A 17,317-nucleotide genomic window follows, 5' to 3' on the forward strand; every position below is an offset into this window, starting at 1 on the left:
ACATGGTAGATAAGTCGACCCAAGCGGATCGAGATGAACTCCTGGCATTGTTGCCACAGACAGTGCCTTTCCGATTTGTGGATCAGATTCTCGAGATTGACGACCAGCATGTCTGTGCAACATATCAATTTCGCGGTGACGAGTACTTTTATACGGGTCATTTTCAGGGCGATCCGGTAACACCCGGTGTGATTCTTCTAGAGGCCATGGCACAAGGAGGTGTGGTCGTGCAGGCGCTATACCTGATGCGCAAAGTGTTGGATGCTTCACAGGTCGTCAAGCTACGTACGGTATTAACTGACGTTCAGGGTGAATTCTATCGTCCGGTTCTTCCGCCAGAAGGTGTCATAATCCGCAGCGAGGTTGTACTGTGGCGTGCCCGCAAGATTCGCTGCCACATAAAAATGTTCAACCAGAACTTGGACTTAGTTGCTACAGCAACCATAGGCGGAATGGGAGTGTCAATTGCATAGAGTTGTCGTTACTGGTGTCGGTGTTATAGCTGCAAATGGTTCTTGCGTGCGTGACTTTGAAACTGCGCTAAGAGAAGGTAGGTCGGGGATACGGAGCCACTCGCGCATGAGGGAATTGAACTTGCACTGTCAGGTTGCAGGAGAGCCAGAAGTGAGTGAGGCGAGACTGGCGAAAACATTTAATGCGCTGACGCTCCGTACCATAAACAGCGGTATGCTCTATGCGGGACTAGCCGCAATAGAGTGCTGGCGAGATGCTGGGTTTGCCTACGATCCCTGCATCCCTGGGCCAGTGGACTGGATGACTGGGGCGGTAGTTGGTACTGGCCTAGGAGGTGTCGACACTATCTCTGAGAAGCTAGTTTCGATGATCAATCTCGGAATGGCGCGGCGCATGGGAAGCGCGCTCGTAGAGCAATTCATGAGTAGCGCAGTAAGCGCCTTCGTGGGAGGACTACTGGGGTTGGGTGGCGAGGTTAACACCATAAGCAGCGCATGTGCTACGGGTACAGAGGCTTTGGTTCAGGCGGTCAGATGTCTAAAGATGGGTCAAGCCTGCCGGATGATGGCTGGAAGTGCCGAGGGAGCGTCAGTTCATGCGTGGGCGGCTTTTGACGCCATGCGGGTCTGCTGTAGAGCCTTCAACGACGAACCTGAACGGGCTTCGCGCCCGCTCAGCAAGACTGCTGGAGGGTTCGTCCCTTCCGCCGGTGCAGGCATGCTGATGCTAGAGACACTCGACAGTGCTCAAAGCCGCGGAGCCCGTATCTATGCTGAAATTGTCGGCACTGGCGCGACGTGTGGTGGGCAGCGCAATGGGGGATCCATCACCTCTGGCAACCCCTCTGGGATGCGACGCTGCATACAGAATGCGCTCTCCTCAGCCCACCTAGAAGGCGCAGATATTGATTACATAAACGGTCACCTGACAGCTACAATAGCCGACACAAAAGAGGTTGAAAATATAAAGGCTGCGCTGGATCTGCCTGAAGATTTGTTCCCCTTGCTCAATTCAACTAAGTCGATGATAGGCCATTCACTTGGGGCATCTGGCTCCATTGAGTCGGTTGCCACGGTGCTTCAACTCGACCGAGGGTTTATCCATCCATCACTCAATACAGAAGATCTGCACCCATCCGTGGAATGGTTGCGGCCGCGAATCCCGCAGACTTGCATCGCAAGCCCAATCTCTACAGCAATGAAAGTAAGCTTTGGATTTGGAGATGTAAATGCATGCGTGATTCTTCGAAAATGGGGCTGTAAGACTTCGGCTGCTTGTTAGGCTACCAACACCTACCAAGAGGCGCCTTATCACTTGAAACTACTTCGGAATCGTGACTCATATACTTAGGAGCGAAATTTGACGAATAGCGAAATATATTGTGGAGTGGAAAGCGTCATTCTGACTTACACGGTTAAAGATGGTCCAATAAAGATCACTGAAGGAACCAACCTGTCTGAGAATTTAGGTATTAATTCTGCGCGTATGGTTGATATCGTGTTGGATCTTGAAGATAAGTTCAAAATTTCAATTCCTGATTCGGACATGGAACAAATGAATACCGTTGGAGAAATTGTCACACTCATCTATTCACTGTGCAATGGAGCATCGTGAATATATCTCGGAGCTTTTGTCCCCCCAAGCAAACCTGGCAGGGACAACCGATCTGGAATACATTATGCTCTCGCGCGTTACATCCATAGCCGCCCACCAACAGATGTCGCGATAGCGCGACTGATGGAAGAGGACCACCACGGGATTTAAGAGCGCCACATATTCCTGCCCTAACCTGGCAGATCATCAGGATTCGGAGTCATATGAAGAAACTCGAAGGTAAGATCGCTATCATCACCGGCGGAAACAGTGGCATCGGTTTAGCAACGGCCAAGCGCTACGTCGAGGAGGGCGCCTACGTCTACATCACCGGCCGACGGCAGAAGGAACTGGATCTTGCCGCTGAGCGTATCGGGAGAAACGTCACCGCAGTTCAGGGGGATGTTGCCGTCACCGCCGACCTCGATCGACTGTATGAACAAGTACGCAGCGAGCAGGGTCGCGTCGACATCGTTTTCGCGAATGCCGGTATCGGAGTGTGGGCTCCTATCGAGCACGTCGCAGAGAGCTGTTTCGATTCAATCTTTAACGTGAACGTGCGCGGAGTTTTCTTTACCGTGCAAAAAGCGCTTCCGTTGATGCCCGACGGCAGCTCCGTCATCCTCTGTGGTTCTTCCAGCGCAACCAAGGGCATGCCCGGTTTGAGCGTGTACATCGCCAGCAAGGCTGCGCTTCGCGGCTTCGCCCGGAGTTGGTCGGCGGAGTTGAAACCCCGAAGGATCCGCGTCAACGTCTTGACTCCTGGCCCGACCGAGACTCCCATCTTCGGCAAAGCTGGCCTGCCCGCCGACCAGATCGACGCGATGAAGTCGAAGGTCGCTTCCGAGACGCTGACCGGCGTCTTCGCCGACCCCGATGAGATTGCAAAAGCCGCAGTGTTTCTGGCCTCCGATGACAGCACCTTCATCATCGGAGCGGATATTCCCGTCGATGGTGGCCATGCTCAAGTTTAGGAGACATGGTCTGGGATGTCGGACCATCGGAGCTGAACTCGAACGACGGCCAAGGCAAACCAACTGCGAGTCTGGGTAAATATGTCGTGGTTTGGAAGGGCCTGGAAGCAGGCCCATCAGAGGTTTGGAGATCGGCCTGGAAGCTGCAAGGCCCGGTTGTCGCAAGAGGTGCGACGATCAAGACGCAGAAGAATTCTGTAAAGAAAGAATCTGCTCCTTAGATGACCTGCTCCCCCGGGAACCGCACATACGGAAGTATGATCTCGGATTCAGGGAGGGGCGGAATTGCCGAGGAATCAGCGTGGCGAAGCGGGGACTATCGCGGCGTTGAAGCAGGTGTAGGCGGGGCGCAAGGTGGAGGACGTGGCATGGGAGTACAGCGTGTCCAGACACACAATCCCTACCTGGAAAGCCGAGCCGATGAAGTTCTTCACGAACGGCTGTTGTTACTGGCTCGAGAAAGGCCGCGCTATCGATATCGTCGATTGCGCGTGCTGATCGAGCGGGAAGGGGAACGCGTGAACCACAAGCGGCGGTACAGGATCTATCGCGCAGCCGGGCTGTGCTTAAACGGAAGAAGCGCAGACATTGTCTTCGCGTAGATCTGCCAAAGACACAGACGCGAGCGTCGAACTAGTAAGCAGCTTTCGTTACCGATCGAGAGGGTGCTACCGACGGGCCACATAATAAGACGGCGTCCATTTTTGGTATCTACAAACATGGAGTGTTAACGATCGATGGAATCTCCGAATCGAAACCCGGCTAGTGACACGCAACACTCTAGCCAAGAGCGAGCGGGAGCAATGAAGCCGTTCGCCACCTTGCCGGGCATTCCATTCTTCAGCACCATTATCCCGCTGAGCCGCAACGCTCTGAGCTTCTTTATGCGGACATTTGATACCCACGGAGACCGTGTGCAACTCCGTGTTTTCAGCCGCAATGTTTTACTCTTGTGCAATCCCGATGACATTGAAGCCGTGCTTGTCAACGAGCGCGATAGCTTCGGGCGGTCATCAGAGGTGCGCAATCTCCGCCCCATCCTCGGCAATGGCCTCTTTGCCAGCGAAGGTGAGTTATGGCGCAGTCAGCGGCGCCTGATTCAGCCGAAATTCCACAGTAGTGCGATTCAGAGTTATGCCAGCGTAATGCTGGAGTGCGTCTCGCAGCGGATCGAGGGTTGGCGCCCAGGAGATTTGAGGAACCTCCACTTGGAAATGATGCACTATACACGCGACGTAGTCTGCAGGACTCTATTTGGCAGCAAACCGGATGTCGATGCCATGGCCATCGCTCAGGCCGTCACTACTGTCTTCGATGATTTGCGGAGTGAGGTTCTCTACCTCAATTTATGGAGAAGATTGCCGCTGCCGCGAAGCATTTGTTGGAATCGGGCTGTAAAAGTCTTGGATCAGGCGATCTCGCGGATGATCTCTCATCGGAGGAGGGCGAGAGCGGGAACGGGCCAATCCGCCTCGTCTTCCGACATGCTGAACGTTCTTCTCGATGCGCGCGGTGAAGATGGCACATCGATGTCCGACCGGCAGATCCACGATGAAATCATGAATATGTTTATAGCGGGTCACGAGACTTCCGCGCTCACGCTTGCGTGGGCAATGCATCTTCTCAGCACGAACCCCGACATTCAGGATCACGCCGCTTCTGAGGTTCTCAAGGTCACAAGCAACCGTCCCTTGCGTCCAGAGGATATGCCAAGCCTTCGCTATCTCTCTGCGATTGTCCAGGAGACCCTCCGGCTCTATCCGCCGCTGTGGTGCATTGGACGCTACACAATCCGGAATACGACGCTTTCTGGCTTTCCTGTCGCCAGAGGGACCCACATCTGGTTGTGTATCTATCGGCTTCATCGCGATCCCCGCTGGTTCTCTGATCCTGAGGCATTTCAGCCGGAACGCTGGCAGGATGGGACTTCCTTAAAGAAGTTCACTTATGTCCCTTTTGGGGTGGGGCCACGTGTGTGCATCGGTCAACACTTCGCTATGGTTGAAATTGTCCTTGGACTGGCAGCTATTCTCTCTCGCTTTCGCCTTTCCAGCCCACCTGGAAGTAGCGTAGCCCCCGAGGCCTGGATGACCCTTCGCCCTAAGCATGCGGTGTCACTCCGGATCGATGCGCGCTCACGGTGAACCGTGGCTCTTTGCGCAAAACTCAAAGCCCGACGGGTATCGTCAACTTAGGCGACAGAGTGCATGAACGGGAGTGAGGAGTATCTTCCACACTCGATTGCTATCTGTCTATCTACCCTTTAGTGTATCTTCCAGGCAACAATAGGGGCGATGTTGGTGTCGAAGCGCCCGGTTATGACCAGGACAGGAACGCGAAAACCCGCTATCTGTGAGGTTAGGTCCACGCCCTGCATATCCCTGGAGACGGCTTCGCCCACAGATTGGTTCGCGCCGCTCTCTTTGAGATCTGCCACAAATGCGTCATGGTTTTCCTTCGAATAGACAACATGCTGAAATATCTCTCGAAGCCGTTGAAGGCATAGGGCCAGTCCCCGCGACTGCCATCGCGGCTGCTGTGAGCAACGGACCGCTTTCGAAATGGAAGGCAATTGCCGCGTGGCTGGGCTTGGTGCCGCGGCAGAAATGGGGGGGCGTGTTGTTTTCCCTCCATGTTGCCGTCATCGCGCTTACCGGCTCCATTCTTGTCTTCAGAACTGAGCGCACAAGGGCCCTCCTTCCAAAGAACTGAATCAGTTCAACCCGGACCGCGTCGTTCCGATTGCAACAGTCATCGAGCACTTCAAGAGCGCCCATCCACAGGGATATGGTCCTTCGTGGCAGTTTCCTCCCCGCTTTGCAGGAATTGCTTGAAGTGCCCTATCCCGCCTAGCAAGACTGCCATTGGTATGAGTTCCCCGGCGTGCCCGGTTCGCAACAGCATCCATAAGCTTATTGCTCCGGCCTGTATGAGGTGGGTGGCGAAGAGGCTCATCAAATTCCAAAGGACTGCGATAGAGAAGCCAGCCCCATACCCCCACGCGCTATCTCGGCGTGCCAGAACGATCACGGCAACGTATATCAGTGCCTGTAAGGAGTGAAGCACACGTAGTTCGGGATCAAGAACGGCCGATACGAGCAGCGCCAACAGGAAGAGTCCTGCCCCTACAACGATCCATGCTTGCGCCGAGCGGTATCCGTCGAGATGAGCACCGTTCCGCCTCATGGATCCCAATACGGCTACGCTAGGTAATCCGTTCCCCAACGAAACGGCGCTTCTTCTTGCTCTTGTGAGATTGCGGAAGGCATGAGTTTTGAGAAACGCCGTTCCGTCAGAAGTGATCTCGCTGAGCAACGCCGAACTCCCATTCTCTTTTGACGGCACGTACACTCAGATTGCTGTCCCGGGACAATATGCGTGCAATTTCACCCACATAAAAACCCCGATTACATTGTAGGTACCTGTATCAATAGCTCCACTTACGCAATAGAGGGCGGTTGTTGGAACACCCACGTTGTAGCACATCAATCGGAAGCAGTCGCTCTATGAATAGCTGGTAGTAGGTCAGTGTGAATAAACAGGGGGTGTGTGTCAACTTCCGCACTGAAATCCTCTTGAATTAGTGGAGGATGCCATCCCTTCAGATGTTTTCCTCCCTGTCCTAAAGTATCGGTGCACACTCAACACTTCATTTCGCTTCAAACTTACAAATCCTATGTCGTGCACGGACCACTCGAAAGCCTTGGCGTTACAAAGATCTAGCCGGTTCAATTCTCTTCCTTAACAAGGACCAGTCGTCAACTTGGGAACTCGTCTAACCACTCGACTCCAAGAAATTTAGGTTAGTGATGGTTGGTGAAAGTCAGCGTTCCTTGCACACAACGAGACACGTCCAGGGAACGGGCTTAACTATTTCAACCCGTATCGTGTGGCGGGCTTGCCACTTTCGAACACAGCTTGCAGCAGTGCACCAGCAGCAGCCTCGAGGTTGCGTAGCAATGTCTCGTCTTGAAGCGAGGGAACCGTGATCAACTCGCCGCGATCAAGGCCGGAGAGAGCCGCATCCACGCAATCCTCGGTGGTCATAACAGTAGCCGGATCAATAGTATCGAGAGAGACGCCAGCGACATCCCAACCTTCGGACACTACGGCGCCCGGCAGAACCAGTTGAACCCGAACGTTAGTGCCCTCTACGTGCTGTTGAAGTATCTGCGTGAACTGAAGTACGTAGGCCTTTGTTGGACCGTATACGGGGATCCAGGCGATAGGAGCTACTCCAGCGCCGGAGCCGATATTGATGATCGTGCCATTCCCGCGCAGCGTGAAGCGTTCCAGAGCCGCCTTCGAGAGTGCCGTGAGCGCAATGACATTGAGGGCGATCATGTTGGCCATGACTTCCGACCCCGTTTCCGTCAGCGGTTTCGCCAACGAGTAGCCCGCGTTGTTCACCAGCACAGAGATGGATTCATCGCTGACTATCTTCTCAATCGTCGCAGAGAGGCCGGCGGGTTGGCTGAGATCTGCGACGAGCACTTCCGCCCGGATGGAGAAACGCTCCTGGAGGTCGGCCGCGATCTGCTGTAGACGGTCGGTGCGACGTGCTACGAGAACAAGATCGTAGCCACGTGCCGCCAACCGGTCGGCATACACCTTCCCGATTCCTGAGGAAGCGCCGGTGACGATAGCAGTCCCAAGGCTGCTGGAATTCGATTCGCTCAATGTTTCTCCTTGATGTTGCGCGTCCCGACAGGACGCCATGTAACGAATGGTATATAACCTATACCTGGTGTCAATTAGGCACTTTTGCTAGCCTAGGTTTACTGGAGGAAACTCATTGGAGACAAAAGAAACAGAGATAATGGCGACGCTCCCGGCAGTGCGCCCAATTCTTGAGCAGATCGCGAATAAATGGGCAATCCTGGTCCTTACCTTCGTCTGCGATAAACCTCAGCGCTTTAACGTGATTAAGCGTCGTCTGGATGGGATTACCCAGAAGGCTCTCACGGAGACTCTGCGCCGACTTGAGAGGAACGGGCTTGTTGCGCGACGAGTCATTCCGGTTTCGCCGGTTGCGGTGGAGTATTCCATCACAAAGCTCGGGCGGACACTACAAGATCCCTTCGCGGCGCTTTACGACTGGTCGGTGACTCACCAGTCGGAGATCGAGAAAGCCCAGTCACAATTCGACGCGTTCGCCACAGCCAGCAAGGGGTGCGGAAACCTTGAAGGCAACTTCGAAGGACCGACCGCCTGAGCTGCCCGGATCGATGAACATCGCTCGGCTTCCCGCTTCGAATGCGCCATGATCTTAGGAAATTGTTCGAGAAGACGTGCCATGTGATTCATCTGCTTTCATATCGTTCATGATGTAAAGAATGGGTATCCCGTAACGGGAGGCATCAGAAACTGGTAGTCAGGGATCGGCATTTTGTAATGGTCGCAGGTTTAAGGCAGATAATGCACGACTGTACAAAGCTTGCGAAGGCGTGGAAAGAACGAAACGCCTAAGGCCGCATCACCCTTCGTACGCGGCCTGCTCTGTGAACCACTTCGCATAGGGCGTATTGCGGGCCATGTGCCGATTCCAGTCCTGCGCTCCGTCCGTCCACCAGACTGCGCCGCGTTCGCCAAGTGCCTGCTTCGCTTGGTCTATCCTCTGCCGGGCTAGTTCCCTGCCCTCGGTGTCGCCATCCCGCATGGCGCGTCTCTTGTCGCGGCGGGCATCCATTAATTCGCGGGTTAGCTGCGCTCGCCGTTCGGCTGTCAGGTTCGGGTTGGAGCAGCGCCAGAGCCGGCGCCCCACCACGAAATAGCGGCCGTCCGGGGTGACCGGATATCTCATGCGCTGTTCAGCATCTCCGGCACGTTGTTGCGCGGATTGCCGACCATCGGATTGCAGGCCTTCGCCAGCATGGCGTCGGCTTCGTAGGCCGCAGCAGATCGACCGGCGAGCGGTTCGTTTCGCCGCAATCAAGCCAACGGTCATAGTCCCGTTCGTGCAGGATGACCGGCATGCGGCTGTGCAATTCCGCCGTCAGCTCGTTCGGCTCCGTCGATATCGGTGGAGGAGAACTCTTCATCACACCTCGAGGCGAACATCGTAGCCTAAATGTCTCACAAAGGGTCCTTTTCGCCCCATGGGTTTTGAACAAGATGGCACGGTCCGACTAAAATCGCGCACAGGAGTAATAGACCTTTCAACATGACAGCAGAAAACAAAGTCGTAATGCGCCGTTTCGTAGAGTTCATCAACACCGGCAGCGAGGAACTTGCCCAAGAACTTATTTCGCCGGATGCGGTGTTCCATGTGCCGGGACGTCCCGAACCAATGCGCGGCCCGGCTGGCTACCTTGCAGTTATCGGAATGATGCGGAGCGGCTTCCCCGATATTCAATGGACGCTTGAAGAGATGATTTCCGAAAACGACAAAGTGGCCGCACGCTTTACCATGCGGGGCACGCATCACGGCAGTTTCTTCGGTGTGCCACCAACCGGGAAAACGATTGCGGTTCAGGCGATGAATTTCTATCGACTGTCAGGGGGCCAACTCGTCGAGGAACGTGGTCAGCCAGATTTACTTGGATTGCTCATGCAGATCGGCGCAGTGCCACCACCTGGAGCCTAGTCTCGAAAAGGATAAGTTTTGACCCACGACTTCCCTGCCTTGTTTTCAGTGGCTTGCACGGGTCGAAAGCCGGAGCCCGGGGCGCTGATGTTCCCTTGACGTCTCAAAAGAGTCCTTTGCGAGTATGGTGGCCGAGTTTCCCAATAGCTGACTTTCGGGGAACGTTGGTCCGAAAGGTTGACGGAAGCCTTACTTCGCTTAGCACCGAAGCCCAGGAGCGGCTTTAACTGATCTCCGGTGCCGCAATGAACAGCCCGCGGAAACTGGACCGGTAAGCCCAGATCAGAAAAATCTCCAGCCCGGTACACACTAGTCCCGTAATGATGCCCCGCACTTGAAACAGGATGTGGAATAGCAGGATATTTACCAAGATCGGCCCCAGCAGCACCAGCCCGATCGGAACAAAACGGCCCACCAGCAGAAGTAATCCGCCGATCAGCATGAGCAGCGCCACAAATACGGTGTAGTTGTGCGCCACCATCAGGGTCAGGAAAGTCGTAGCATCGGCCGGCATTCCGCCCATTTTGCCGAGCTTCAGAATACTAACCACACCCGAGGCGGCAAAGACGAATCCGAGCAGGATGCGGGCGATCAGAATGGCAATCTTCATGGCGCAGCTCCCAAGGAACACGAATGAGATGCGATGAGAATACCCGAAGTAGGTCATTTCCGTCCGCGTCACAACGGCAAATCCGGCCATCAACTAAGGCTTCGTAAACGGGTTCTCTGGCGGGCGTCGTCGTTGGACTCATAGGCGCGCTCGGACTGACACGTATGATGAGCAGTCTGCGGTTCCAGTGTGACGCCCACCGATCCGTTCACATTTTTCTCTGTGCTGGCGCTGCTAATCTTAGTCGCGCTGTCCGCGTGCCTTTTCCCTGCGGGTCGAGCCATGCGTATCGACCCCATGGTTGCGCTGCGAACAGAGTAGCCGCTGATATATCCGTGGAACATCGATGCGACTACTGGCGATGCAGTGTCAACTCGCCAGTCGCGGGGACTTGTTGCGGAAGCCCGCCAACACTCGGATATGTTATGGAAGTTTGCAATGACGCCAACAGCCCAACTCACGTTTCAGACACCGGTTTCCGTCGAATCGCGCATTGACGATTTTGCAAAGATCGAATCTCCCATCTCCGTGTTGAAATCCAACCAAGTGTGTTTGGCCTGCCCGTTTGCTTTCGACTTACTCGCCCCTCAACGCTGTGGCGGCATCAATGGAAGCAGCACGCCGTGCTGGAATAATTCCGGCGACGCACGTTGCCATTGTCAAGGCAACAATGGCTTCGGTCATCACCCGGGCATCGGCACTGGTAATTTCGTAGAGTTGAGACTTGACGAATCGTACACTGAGCAGGGCCACTGGAATCCCAATGGCCAGCCCTAGCGCGGTTTGAACGATAGCTCCGCGCATCACCATCCCGACCACGCCTTTACGCTCCGCGCCGAGAGCCATGCGGATGCCGATCTCCGGTGTCCGCCGCTCGACCGAATAGGCGGTGACGCCGTAAAGACCAATGGTGGCCAGCAACAGCGCCAATGCGCCAAACAGCATGGTCAGTCGCGCGATCAATCGCTGTTGTGTGAACTGTATTGCGATTTGTTCGCTAAATGTTTGAAACTGAACCACGGTCAGATTTGGGTTGATGCCGGCAGTATCTTACTTGCAATTCTCTCCATGCCATCGATGGGCTGCGCGGTCTCAAGCACTATAGTTCCTGCATAAAGCGATATGTCTCTTTCGATCGGAGATTTATCACTTGCGGGTCGCTGCATCATGGGCACGAAATACATGGGGTCGTCTTTCAAATGAACATCTGTGTAAACGGTATTGTCCACCACCCCTACAATCTCGAAATCACCGGGCGAATCAGGGAAGCCGATTCGCTGCCCTATCGGATTCTTCCCGCCAAAAAACTTCTGTTGAAAGGCCTGATTCACCACGGCCACTGAGGGAGCGTTCGACGTGTCCCGCGGATCGAACCCACGCCCCATCACGACCTTCGTGCCGACGGAGTTGAAGTAGTCCGCGTTGGCCCTTACAAACCCGGCTAGGCCCTTTGCTCCAGGATCTCTCTGAACCATGATGTAGTTGCTCCAGCGGTTATCTTCCATCGGAGCATAAGTGGAGATGCCAACTTTGACGACGCCCGGCACCGCGTGAAACCGATCTTCGATGGTCCGATAAAGGGCCTCCAACTGTATCCCCGAGTAGCCTGCGGCCTGGGGATTGATGTGCACGATATAGCGGTTGCGAGCATCGAGCCTCAAGTCAGTATTCTGAAGTTTGCCCAGGCTCTGTGAAAATAATCCCGCGCCCACCAGCAGCACTAGAGACAACGCGGCCTGCAGAACCACCAGCGTCCGCTGAAGCAGGGATGTTCCGGATACGGTGGTACGGGTACCGCTGCGCAAGGCATCCGCGGGCCTGGCCTGTGCCGAGATCCATGCAGGAGCCACGCCGAACAGGATGCCCGTCAACACCGAAAGCGCAAACGCAAAACCAATCACAGCGAGCGACGGTGTGGCCTCAATGGGGACATTCTGCGCGCCAGGAAATGCGAGCACAAGCAGCATGCGCGAACCTCCGTATGCAAGAGCCAAACCCAGGAGGCCACCCAAGGACGCCAGCAAGATGCTCTCCGTCAAAAGCTGGCGAACGATCCTTCCGCGCATTGCCCCCAACGCCAACCGAACCGACATTTCCGTCCGCCTTCCCATGCCCCTCACCAGCAGAAGGTTGGCGATGTTGGCGCAGGCAATCAGCAGTACCACCCCGGCAATCCACATCAGCAGATGGAGTTGAAACCCGTAGCCTTCTTGCATCGTCTGGATACCTTCACCGCCCGGCGTCAGAGTCGCATGGACCCTTGCCAAAAAACTCTTGCCGTTCACAGTGGAGAAATCGCGTTGCATTGCAAACGCCTGCCGCAAGACTGCATTCACCTTTTCCTGAAGCAGGGCCGGCGGAACTTCCGGTTTGACGCGCCCGATAATGTAGAGCCAGTTCGTCTCCGGGTCATTGACGTAAGAGGCATTTGCCAACGAGGCCATCGTCTGAATCGGCAGGTAGAAGTCCGGAGGTGTGACTGCCATCCGGTCGCCGAAAAACCCTCGCGGCGCCACTCCGACCACCGTCAGCGGTTTGGTATTCACCCAGAAAGTACTACCGACGATCGCGGTATCTCCGTTGAATTCATGTTGCCACGTTTCATAACTCATGACCGCGGTAGCCGGCGCGCCAGGCAGGTCGTCCGCATCAATGAGCAATCGTCCCGCTCCGGGGCGCAGCCCAAATGTCGCGAAGTAATTTCCCGACACAAACTCGGCCGTCACCGAACGGGCTTCATTCTGCGCGCCATCTCGCCGCGCTATGACGGGTCGGTAGGCCCACCCGGCCTGCATCGCGGCCAACTCTTCGAATTCAGGCAAACTCTGCTTGAGACGCACGTATGTGTCGGTTGAGAAGTTCGAGTAGGCCCCTTCTTCTCTAGTGCCGTTGCGGCCGACACAGCAGTCGTGGCTGTTATCGCCTAGACGCACGAGCCGCTTTGGATCGGACACAGGCAAATTCTTCAGGAGAACCGCGTTCACGAGCGAGAAGATCGCCGCGTTGGCCCCAATGCCCAGAGCCAGCGTGAGCAGAACCGTCGTCGTGAATGCCGGCGTTCTCCTTAACTGGCGCAACGCAAAGCGCAAGTCCTGCGCCAGCCGCTCCAGGCGCAGCCATCCCCAGCGCTCGCGCGTCACATCCGCAACCAACGGAACATTCCCGAACTCGCGAACTGCGGCTCTCCTCGCGTCAACGGGTGACTCCCCGCGAGCCACTCTGTCTGCAGTCGCCATCCTGAGGTGGCTCTCAATCTCTTCCCTAAGTTCCGTTTTGCGGCGAAGGATCTCAAGCATCTTCATACAACGCCTCGCCTGGAAGTCATGATTGCCTCGATGGTCGCGACCATCTTTTCCCAGCGCTCATAGTCGGAGGCCAACTGCTCTTTACCCAGCTTCGTGATCTTGTAGAACTTAGCTCGCTGATTGCTCTCGCTCTGTTTCCACTCGGCAGTGACCCAACCCTGCCGCTCCAACCGATGAAGAGCCGGATACAGAGATCCTGTTTCGACCTGCAATACCTCACCGGAAGTCACTCGAATTGCCTGGCTTATGCCGTAACCGTGCTGCGCTCCCCATTGCAGTGTTTTCAGGATCAGCATGTCCAATGTTCCCTGCAGGAGTTCAATTCGATTTTGATAGCTGCTTCTGGTCGCCATAGGCTGTAGAACCTCTACATCAAGATGTAGACAATCTACCGCCTCCCATGTGGAAAGGCAAATTGACTCCTCACAAACGGAACCCGCACCTAAGAATGAGGATCGAGCGTCACATTGCGACAACAGGCAAATGCACTTACTGAGTGACTCGGCGATAGTGCGTCAAATGAAGCGAAAGACTCAGGATCTGTTCGCGCTCGGCGCCCAGGGGAACGCGGATGGCGATTTCGGAAACTCCGTCTCCACGTTATGGAAAAGACGGGGGGCAGAATCTCTTGCACATCTTTGTCCGGAGGACGGAAAGACTAAGAACCTCCTTGCGAAAGTAAGGAGCCGTCTCCTGCTAAAGCAGGATGGTTTTCGGTCTCCCATGAAGCTAGGCTCCAATCTGCAGCCGGTTATTCGGGCAGCAGATCGGACGCAGAGATTGATTCGAGGGGCATGGCCCATCATCTCGACGTTGAACTAAGTGAGCACACCTGCGTATAAGTTTTGGTAAGCCGAAAGACCTGGCTCTGTAAGGGACTATATGACCGCACGGACAAACCGTCGTGACGTGATTCGGTGGATGCTCTCGGCGGTGATGGGCGGCATCACCGAGGCGAGGCTCAGTGCCAGCACCGCGCTCTTCGCTGGTGCGGAGTACCTGTCGAAGTTCGCACCGGTACGCAGGTGGATCCAGCAGGCGGTGGCGACCGGCGAGGCAACCGGGGTTGCGGTCGCAGTGGTTCACCGAGGACGCATCGTTTGGGAGGAGGGTTTTGGTTGGGCCAACCGGGAGGCGAGTCTGAGGGCTACGCCGCATACTCCGTTCGGCATGGCCTCGATCACCAAGCCGTTTACTACGACGACGCTCATGACTTTGGTTGCTGAAGGCAAGCTTCGCCTCGATGAGCCCGCTAACAAATACCTTGCAGAAAGCAAGATCTGCGGCAGGAACGGTGACGCGGACGCCGCGACTGTTCGTCTGCTGGGTTCGCACGCTAGCGGCCTTCCGGGTATATACGAATCCTACGACGCTGATGAAGCAAGCCTCGTTCCTACTTCGAACGCCCTGATTCATGCTTACGGCAGGCTCGCGTACCCACCTGCCACTTGTTATGAGTACAGCAACCTGGGATTTGCGGTCTTGAACGGGATCGCTTCAGGCCTGACCCAGACGGAGCTTGGCGCACTCATGCATCGAAAGGTGATTGTCCCCCTTGGTCTCAATGACACCTTTTTCGGTAGGGACTCCAAGAGATTGCGAAGCAGTGCGGCGCGATACGACGCGCACGGCGGTCTTATCCCGCATTACACAACATCGACGCCTGCTTCGGGTGAGTTGTATGCGAGCGCTCACGATCTTGCTCGCTTCGCACTCTTCAACATGCGTCAGCGTTCTTCAGGTCTAGCGGCGATTCTGAACGACGAACAAATTGACGAACTGCATCGGCCGGTCTTCACCGGGCCCACCGGGGTTGCGACCACCTTCGGCTGGTTTACGGGCCACACGGCCTCCGGTATTCCTTTCTTTTTCAAGAGCGGCGGCGACCCGGGAGTCGCCAACAGGATGTGCTTTCTACCGTCGCACGACTTAGCCTGTGTGGCCATCACCAATCGATCCAACGGGTCGGAGCTGGCCTACAGCGTGTGTGATGAAGTGATCGCGAACTTCCTGCCAGACTGGCGCCGGCCAGAGGAAGATTGTGGCTTTCCGAGCAAACTCTTCGTCGCGACTCCGGCTTGGAGAGGGCGATGGCAGGGATGGCTTGAAAATGACGGCGCCAAGATGCCGGTTCAGCTGAACATCGAGTCAGAGGCATCCGCGTCTCTGGCCCTTGGAACGAACCGCGCCGAGATAATCACCGGGATGCGGGCTGAGGGCGAGGCGTTTACAGGCGTCTCCACCGGCCGAATCAACTCGCCTGACGCGATCAGGACGGCGGCCACTGCGCTACAAATCAAACTGCTTCCCTCGAACGGCCGGCTGGTTGGCCGGGTATTCGCCATTGCGGGCGATCCGAACATTAAGAATGTGAGGTTGCCTTACGTGCTGACGCTGCAGCGGAGCTGAGACGTTGATGAGTTCCGCTGCACGCCTGCTTCACTCGGAATGACGGGGTGGTTGTCTCGCGATTTCGGATTCCGCACCTTAGTGCATATGCAACCGCCAGGCGGTGTAGCTGGCGATTTCATGCCAGAGCCGCTGCGCTGCTTTCCAGCGGGAGATGGTCTTGGTTTCGGGTCTAGGTGAGGTGTAGACGTCGAGCCCCTCCTGGGCACAGAGGGAGTGAATTCGAAATAAGTGGGTGCCGTCGCTCACCACTACGATTCGTTGCAGGTGATTTTCCCTGGCGATGACGGCCAGCCGCTCGGCGGATTCTTTGGTATTGCCGCTTTGGGTCTCGGCGATGATCTGGTTTTCAGGAATACCTTGAGCGAGCAGATAATCGTGGCCGACGGAGCCTTCGGAATGATCTCCGTCACCTGCTCCGCCGAGGGTGATCACCAAGGGCGCAATTCCCTGGCGGTGGAGAGCGAGCCCATGATTCAACCGAGCTCGGAAGACCGGCGAGGGGCGGCCATCGTATTCCGCCGCGCCGAAGATGGCGATCGCATCCGCAGGGCGCGCTTCGTCCAGATGGGCATAGTATTGGATCTGCCGATTCACCCAGACGAACCAGCTCAGCACACCCAGGGCGACAACACCAAACAGCAGAATAAGAAGCCTGGCTTTCATCCTTTTCTTCCAACCGACTTCAGGCACTTCCAACCGGCGTCAGGCCTGAAGAATCAGCGCGATTTCGTGGGTCGGGATCGAACCCTCGCGCAGCACCTGCCAGGCGTCTTCCCCGCCGGAAAGATCGACAATGGTGGTTGGCAATCCTTGACCGCTGGGGCCGCCGTCGATGATCAGCGGGATGCGGTCTCCGATCTGGTCGCGCACGCACGCCGCATAGGTGCATTCCGGCAACCCCTGGAGGTTGGCGGAGGTGGCGGTGATGGGAAGCCCAAAAGCCTCCACGACTGCCCGTGGGATTGCGGCATCAGGGACGCGCAGGGCCACGTTGCCGGTATTTGCGGTGCTTCGCAGCGGCAGCCGCGAACTGGCGCGGACGATGATCGTGAGGGGACCGGGCCAGAACCGCTCGGCCAGCCGGTCGAAGCCGGTCCCGATGTCCCGTGCAAGTTCATAGGCCTGAGCGGCGTTGCTGATGAGTAGCGACAGCGGCTTGTGGCGCATGCGGGTTTTGATTTCGTAAATGCGATCGACTGCCCGGAGATTGACGGGATCGACCGCCAAGCCATAAAAGGTGTCCGTGGGCAAACCGACGACACTACCACTGCGCAAGCAGGAGACAATGTATTCGATTCGTTCTGCTTCCGGTTCGTCCGGGTGAACGCGAAGGATTTCCGCCGACAAGATTTCTCCAAAAAGA

The 17,317-nt window shown here is 56.0% G+C and carries 21 protein-coding genes and 1 pseudogene; 10 read left to right on the forward strand and 12 right to left on the reverse strand.

Going from position 1 to position 17,317, the window contains the following annotated elements; genetic code table 11:
* Positions 1-2: 2 nt before the first annotated feature.
* The 6 genes from ACPOL_RS06385 to ACPOL_RS06415 all read left to right on the forward strand — a co-directional run bounded on the left by ACPOL_RS06385 (position 3) and on the right by ACPOL_RS06415 (position 5,185).
* Positions 3-473, forward strand: a complete 471-nt coding sequence (locus ACPOL_RS06385; protein ID WP_114206321.1) for a 3-hydroxyacyl-ACP dehydratase FabZ family protein — start codon at positions 3-5, stop codon at positions 471-473.
* On the forward strand, positions 466-1,755 hold the full coding sequence (locus ACPOL_RS06390) for a beta-ketoacyl-[acyl-carrier-protein] synthase family protein (RefSeq protein WP_114206322.1): 1,290 nt from the start codon (positions 466-468) through the stop codon (positions 1,753-1,755). Before ACPOL_RS06385 ends, ACPOL_RS06390 begins: the two co-directional genes overlap by 8 nt.
* Positions 1,756-1,833: 78 nt before the next feature.
* Positions 1,834-2,088: an acyl carrier protein gene (locus ACPOL_RS06395; protein ID WP_114206323.1), complete on the forward strand. Its 255-nt coding sequence runs from the start codon at positions 1,834-1,836 to the stop codon at positions 2,086-2,088.
* 203 nt (positions 2,089-2,291) lie between these two features.
* Positions 2,292-3,041 carry an SDR family oxidoreductase gene (locus ACPOL_RS06400; protein WP_114206324.1) on the forward strand — a complete coding sequence of 250 codons (750 nt, stop codon included), beginning with the start codon at positions 2,292-2,294 and terminating at the stop codon, positions 3,039-3,041.
* A gap of 257 nt (positions 3,042-3,298) precedes the next feature.
* Positions 3,299-3,643 (forward strand): hypothetical protein, encoded by a 345-nt coding sequence (locus tag ACPOL_RS36075; protein ID WP_150132924.1) that lies wholly within the window; start codon positions 3,299-3,301, stop codon positions 3,641-3,643.
* 201 nt (positions 3,644-3,844) lie between these two features.
* Positions 3,845-5,185 carry a cytochrome P450 gene (locus tag ACPOL_RS06415; protein WP_161557234.1) on the forward strand — a complete coding sequence of 447 codons (1,341 nt, stop codon included), beginning with the start codon at positions 3,845-3,847 and terminating at the stop codon, positions 5,183-5,185.
* A gap of 119 nt (positions 5,186-5,304) precedes the next feature.
* Here the strand turns inward: ACPOL_RS06415 and ACPOL_RS33455 are convergent, their stop codons facing one another.
* Positions 5,305-5,478, reverse strand: coding sequence for a hypothetical protein (locus ACPOL_RS33455; RefSeq protein WP_161557235.1), 174 nt, complete (start codon positions 5,476-5,478; stop codon positions 5,305-5,307).
* 2 nt (positions 5,479-5,480) lie between these two features.
* On the opposite strand from ACPOL_RS33455, the gene ACPOL_RS06420 reads away from it, so the two are divergent.
* Complete coding sequence (locus ACPOL_RS06420) at positions 5,481-5,753, forward strand: transposase (RefSeq protein ID WP_114206328.1); 273 nt, start codon at positions 5,481-5,483, stop codon at positions 5,751-5,753.
* Positions 5,754-5,804: 51 nt separating this feature from the next.
* Here ACPOL_RS06420 and ACPOL_RS06425 read toward each other — a convergent pair whose 3' ends face one another.
* A complete protein-coding gene (locus tag ACPOL_RS06425) occupies positions 5,805-6,227 on the reverse strand; it encodes a hypothetical protein (protein WP_114206329.1) in 423 nt (140 codons plus the stop codon).
* A gap of 684 nt (positions 6,228-6,911) precedes the next feature.
* Positions 6,912-7,721: an SDR family NAD(P)-dependent oxidoreductase gene (locus tag ACPOL_RS06430; RefSeq protein ID WP_236657275.1), complete on the reverse strand. Its 810-nt coding sequence runs from the start codon at positions 7,719-7,721 to the stop codon at positions 6,912-6,914.
* A 115-nt stretch (positions 7,722-7,836) separates the two neighbouring features.
* Between ACPOL_RS06430 and ACPOL_RS06435 the strand changes: the two genes are divergently transcribed.
* Positions 7,837-8,256, forward strand: coding sequence for a winged helix-turn-helix transcriptional regulator (locus ACPOL_RS06435; RefSeq protein WP_236657276.1), 420 nt, complete (start codon positions 7,837-7,839; stop codon positions 8,254-8,256).
* Between the two features lie 261 nt (positions 8,257-8,517).
* On the opposite strand, the gene ACPOL_RS06440 is transcribed toward ACPOL_RS06435, so the two are convergent.
* The 3 genes and pseudogenes from ACPOL_RS06440 to ACPOL_RS35695 form a co-directional block, all read right to left on the reverse strand.
* Complete coding sequence (locus tag ACPOL_RS06440; protein ID WP_114206332.1) at positions 8,518-8,844, reverse strand: hypothetical protein; 327 nt, start codon at positions 8,842-8,844, stop codon at positions 8,518-8,520.
* Complete coding sequence (locus ACPOL_RS35430; protein ID WP_275066526.1) at positions 8,841-8,972, reverse strand: hypothetical protein; 132 nt, start codon at positions 8,970-8,972, stop codon at positions 8,841-8,843. Before ACPOL_RS35430 ends, ACPOL_RS06440 begins: the two co-directional genes overlap by 4 nt.
* An 11-nt stretch (positions 8,973-8,983) precedes the next feature.
* Positions 8,984-9,082 (reverse strand): annotated as a pseudogene (locus ACPOL_RS35695) (hypothetical protein); the annotation flags it as partial.
* Between the two features lie 122 nt (positions 9,083-9,204).
* Between ACPOL_RS35695 and ACPOL_RS06450 the strand changes: the two are divergent.
* Positions 9,205-9,627: an ester cyclase gene (locus tag ACPOL_RS06450; RefSeq protein WP_114206334.1), complete on the forward strand. Its 423-nt coding sequence runs from the start codon at positions 9,205-9,207 to the stop codon at positions 9,625-9,627.
* Between the two features lie 223 nt (positions 9,628-9,850).
* Here ACPOL_RS06450 and ACPOL_RS06455 read toward each other — a convergent pair whose 3' ends face one another.
* From ACPOL_RS06455 to ACPOL_RS06465, 4 genes are all read right to left on the reverse strand, one after another.
* Positions 9,851-10,237: a DoxX family protein gene (locus ACPOL_RS06455; RefSeq protein ID WP_114210638.1), complete on the reverse strand. Its 387-nt coding sequence runs from the start codon at positions 10,235-10,237 to the stop codon at positions 9,851-9,853.
* Between the two features lie 576 nt (positions 10,238-10,813).
* Complete coding sequence (locus tag ACPOL_RS35700; RefSeq protein WP_338026754.1) at positions 10,814-11,257, reverse strand: FtsX-like permease family protein; 444 nt, start codon at positions 11,255-11,257, stop codon at positions 10,814-10,816.
* 2 nt (positions 11,258-11,259) lie between these two features.
* The gene (locus ACPOL_RS06460) at positions 11,260-13,539 is read right to left on the reverse strand and encodes an ADOP family duplicated permease (RefSeq protein WP_338026755.1); all 2,280 of its coding nucleotides are present in this window, start codon (positions 13,537-13,539) and stop codon (positions 11,260-11,262) included.
* Positions 13,536-13,895: a PadR family transcriptional regulator gene (locus ACPOL_RS06465; RefSeq protein ID WP_114206335.1), complete on the reverse strand. Its 360-nt coding sequence runs from the start codon at positions 13,893-13,895 to the stop codon at positions 13,536-13,538. The genes ACPOL_RS06460 and ACPOL_RS06465 overlap by 4 nt, the downstream gene beginning before the upstream one ends.
* A 529-nt stretch (positions 13,896-14,424) precedes the next feature.
* Here ACPOL_RS06465 and ACPOL_RS06475 point away from each other — a divergent pair.
* Positions 14,425-15,951 (forward strand): serine hydrolase domain-containing protein, encoded by a 1,527-nt coding sequence (locus ACPOL_RS06475; RefSeq protein ID WP_114206337.1) that lies wholly within the window; start codon positions 14,425-14,427, stop codon positions 15,949-15,951.
* A 78-nt stretch (positions 15,952-16,029) separates the two neighbouring features.
* Here ACPOL_RS06475 and ACPOL_RS06480 read toward each other — a convergent pair whose 3' ends face one another.
* A complete protein-coding gene (locus ACPOL_RS06480; RefSeq protein WP_114206338.1) occupies positions 16,030-16,617 on the reverse strand; it encodes a YdcF family protein in 588 nt (195 codons plus the stop codon).
* Between the two features lie 39 nt (positions 16,618-16,656).
* Positions 16,657-17,301, reverse strand: a complete 645-nt coding sequence (locus tag ACPOL_RS06485; protein ID WP_114206339.1) for an L-threonylcarbamoyladenylate synthase — start codon at positions 17,299-17,301, stop codon at positions 16,657-16,659.
* Positions 17,302-17,317: the final 16 nt, after the last annotated feature.

Source organism: Acidisarcina polymorpha, assembly GCF_003330725.1.
Lineage (GTDB): Bacteria > Acidobacteriota > Terriglobia > Terriglobales > Acidobacteriaceae > Acidisarcina > Acidisarcina polymorpha.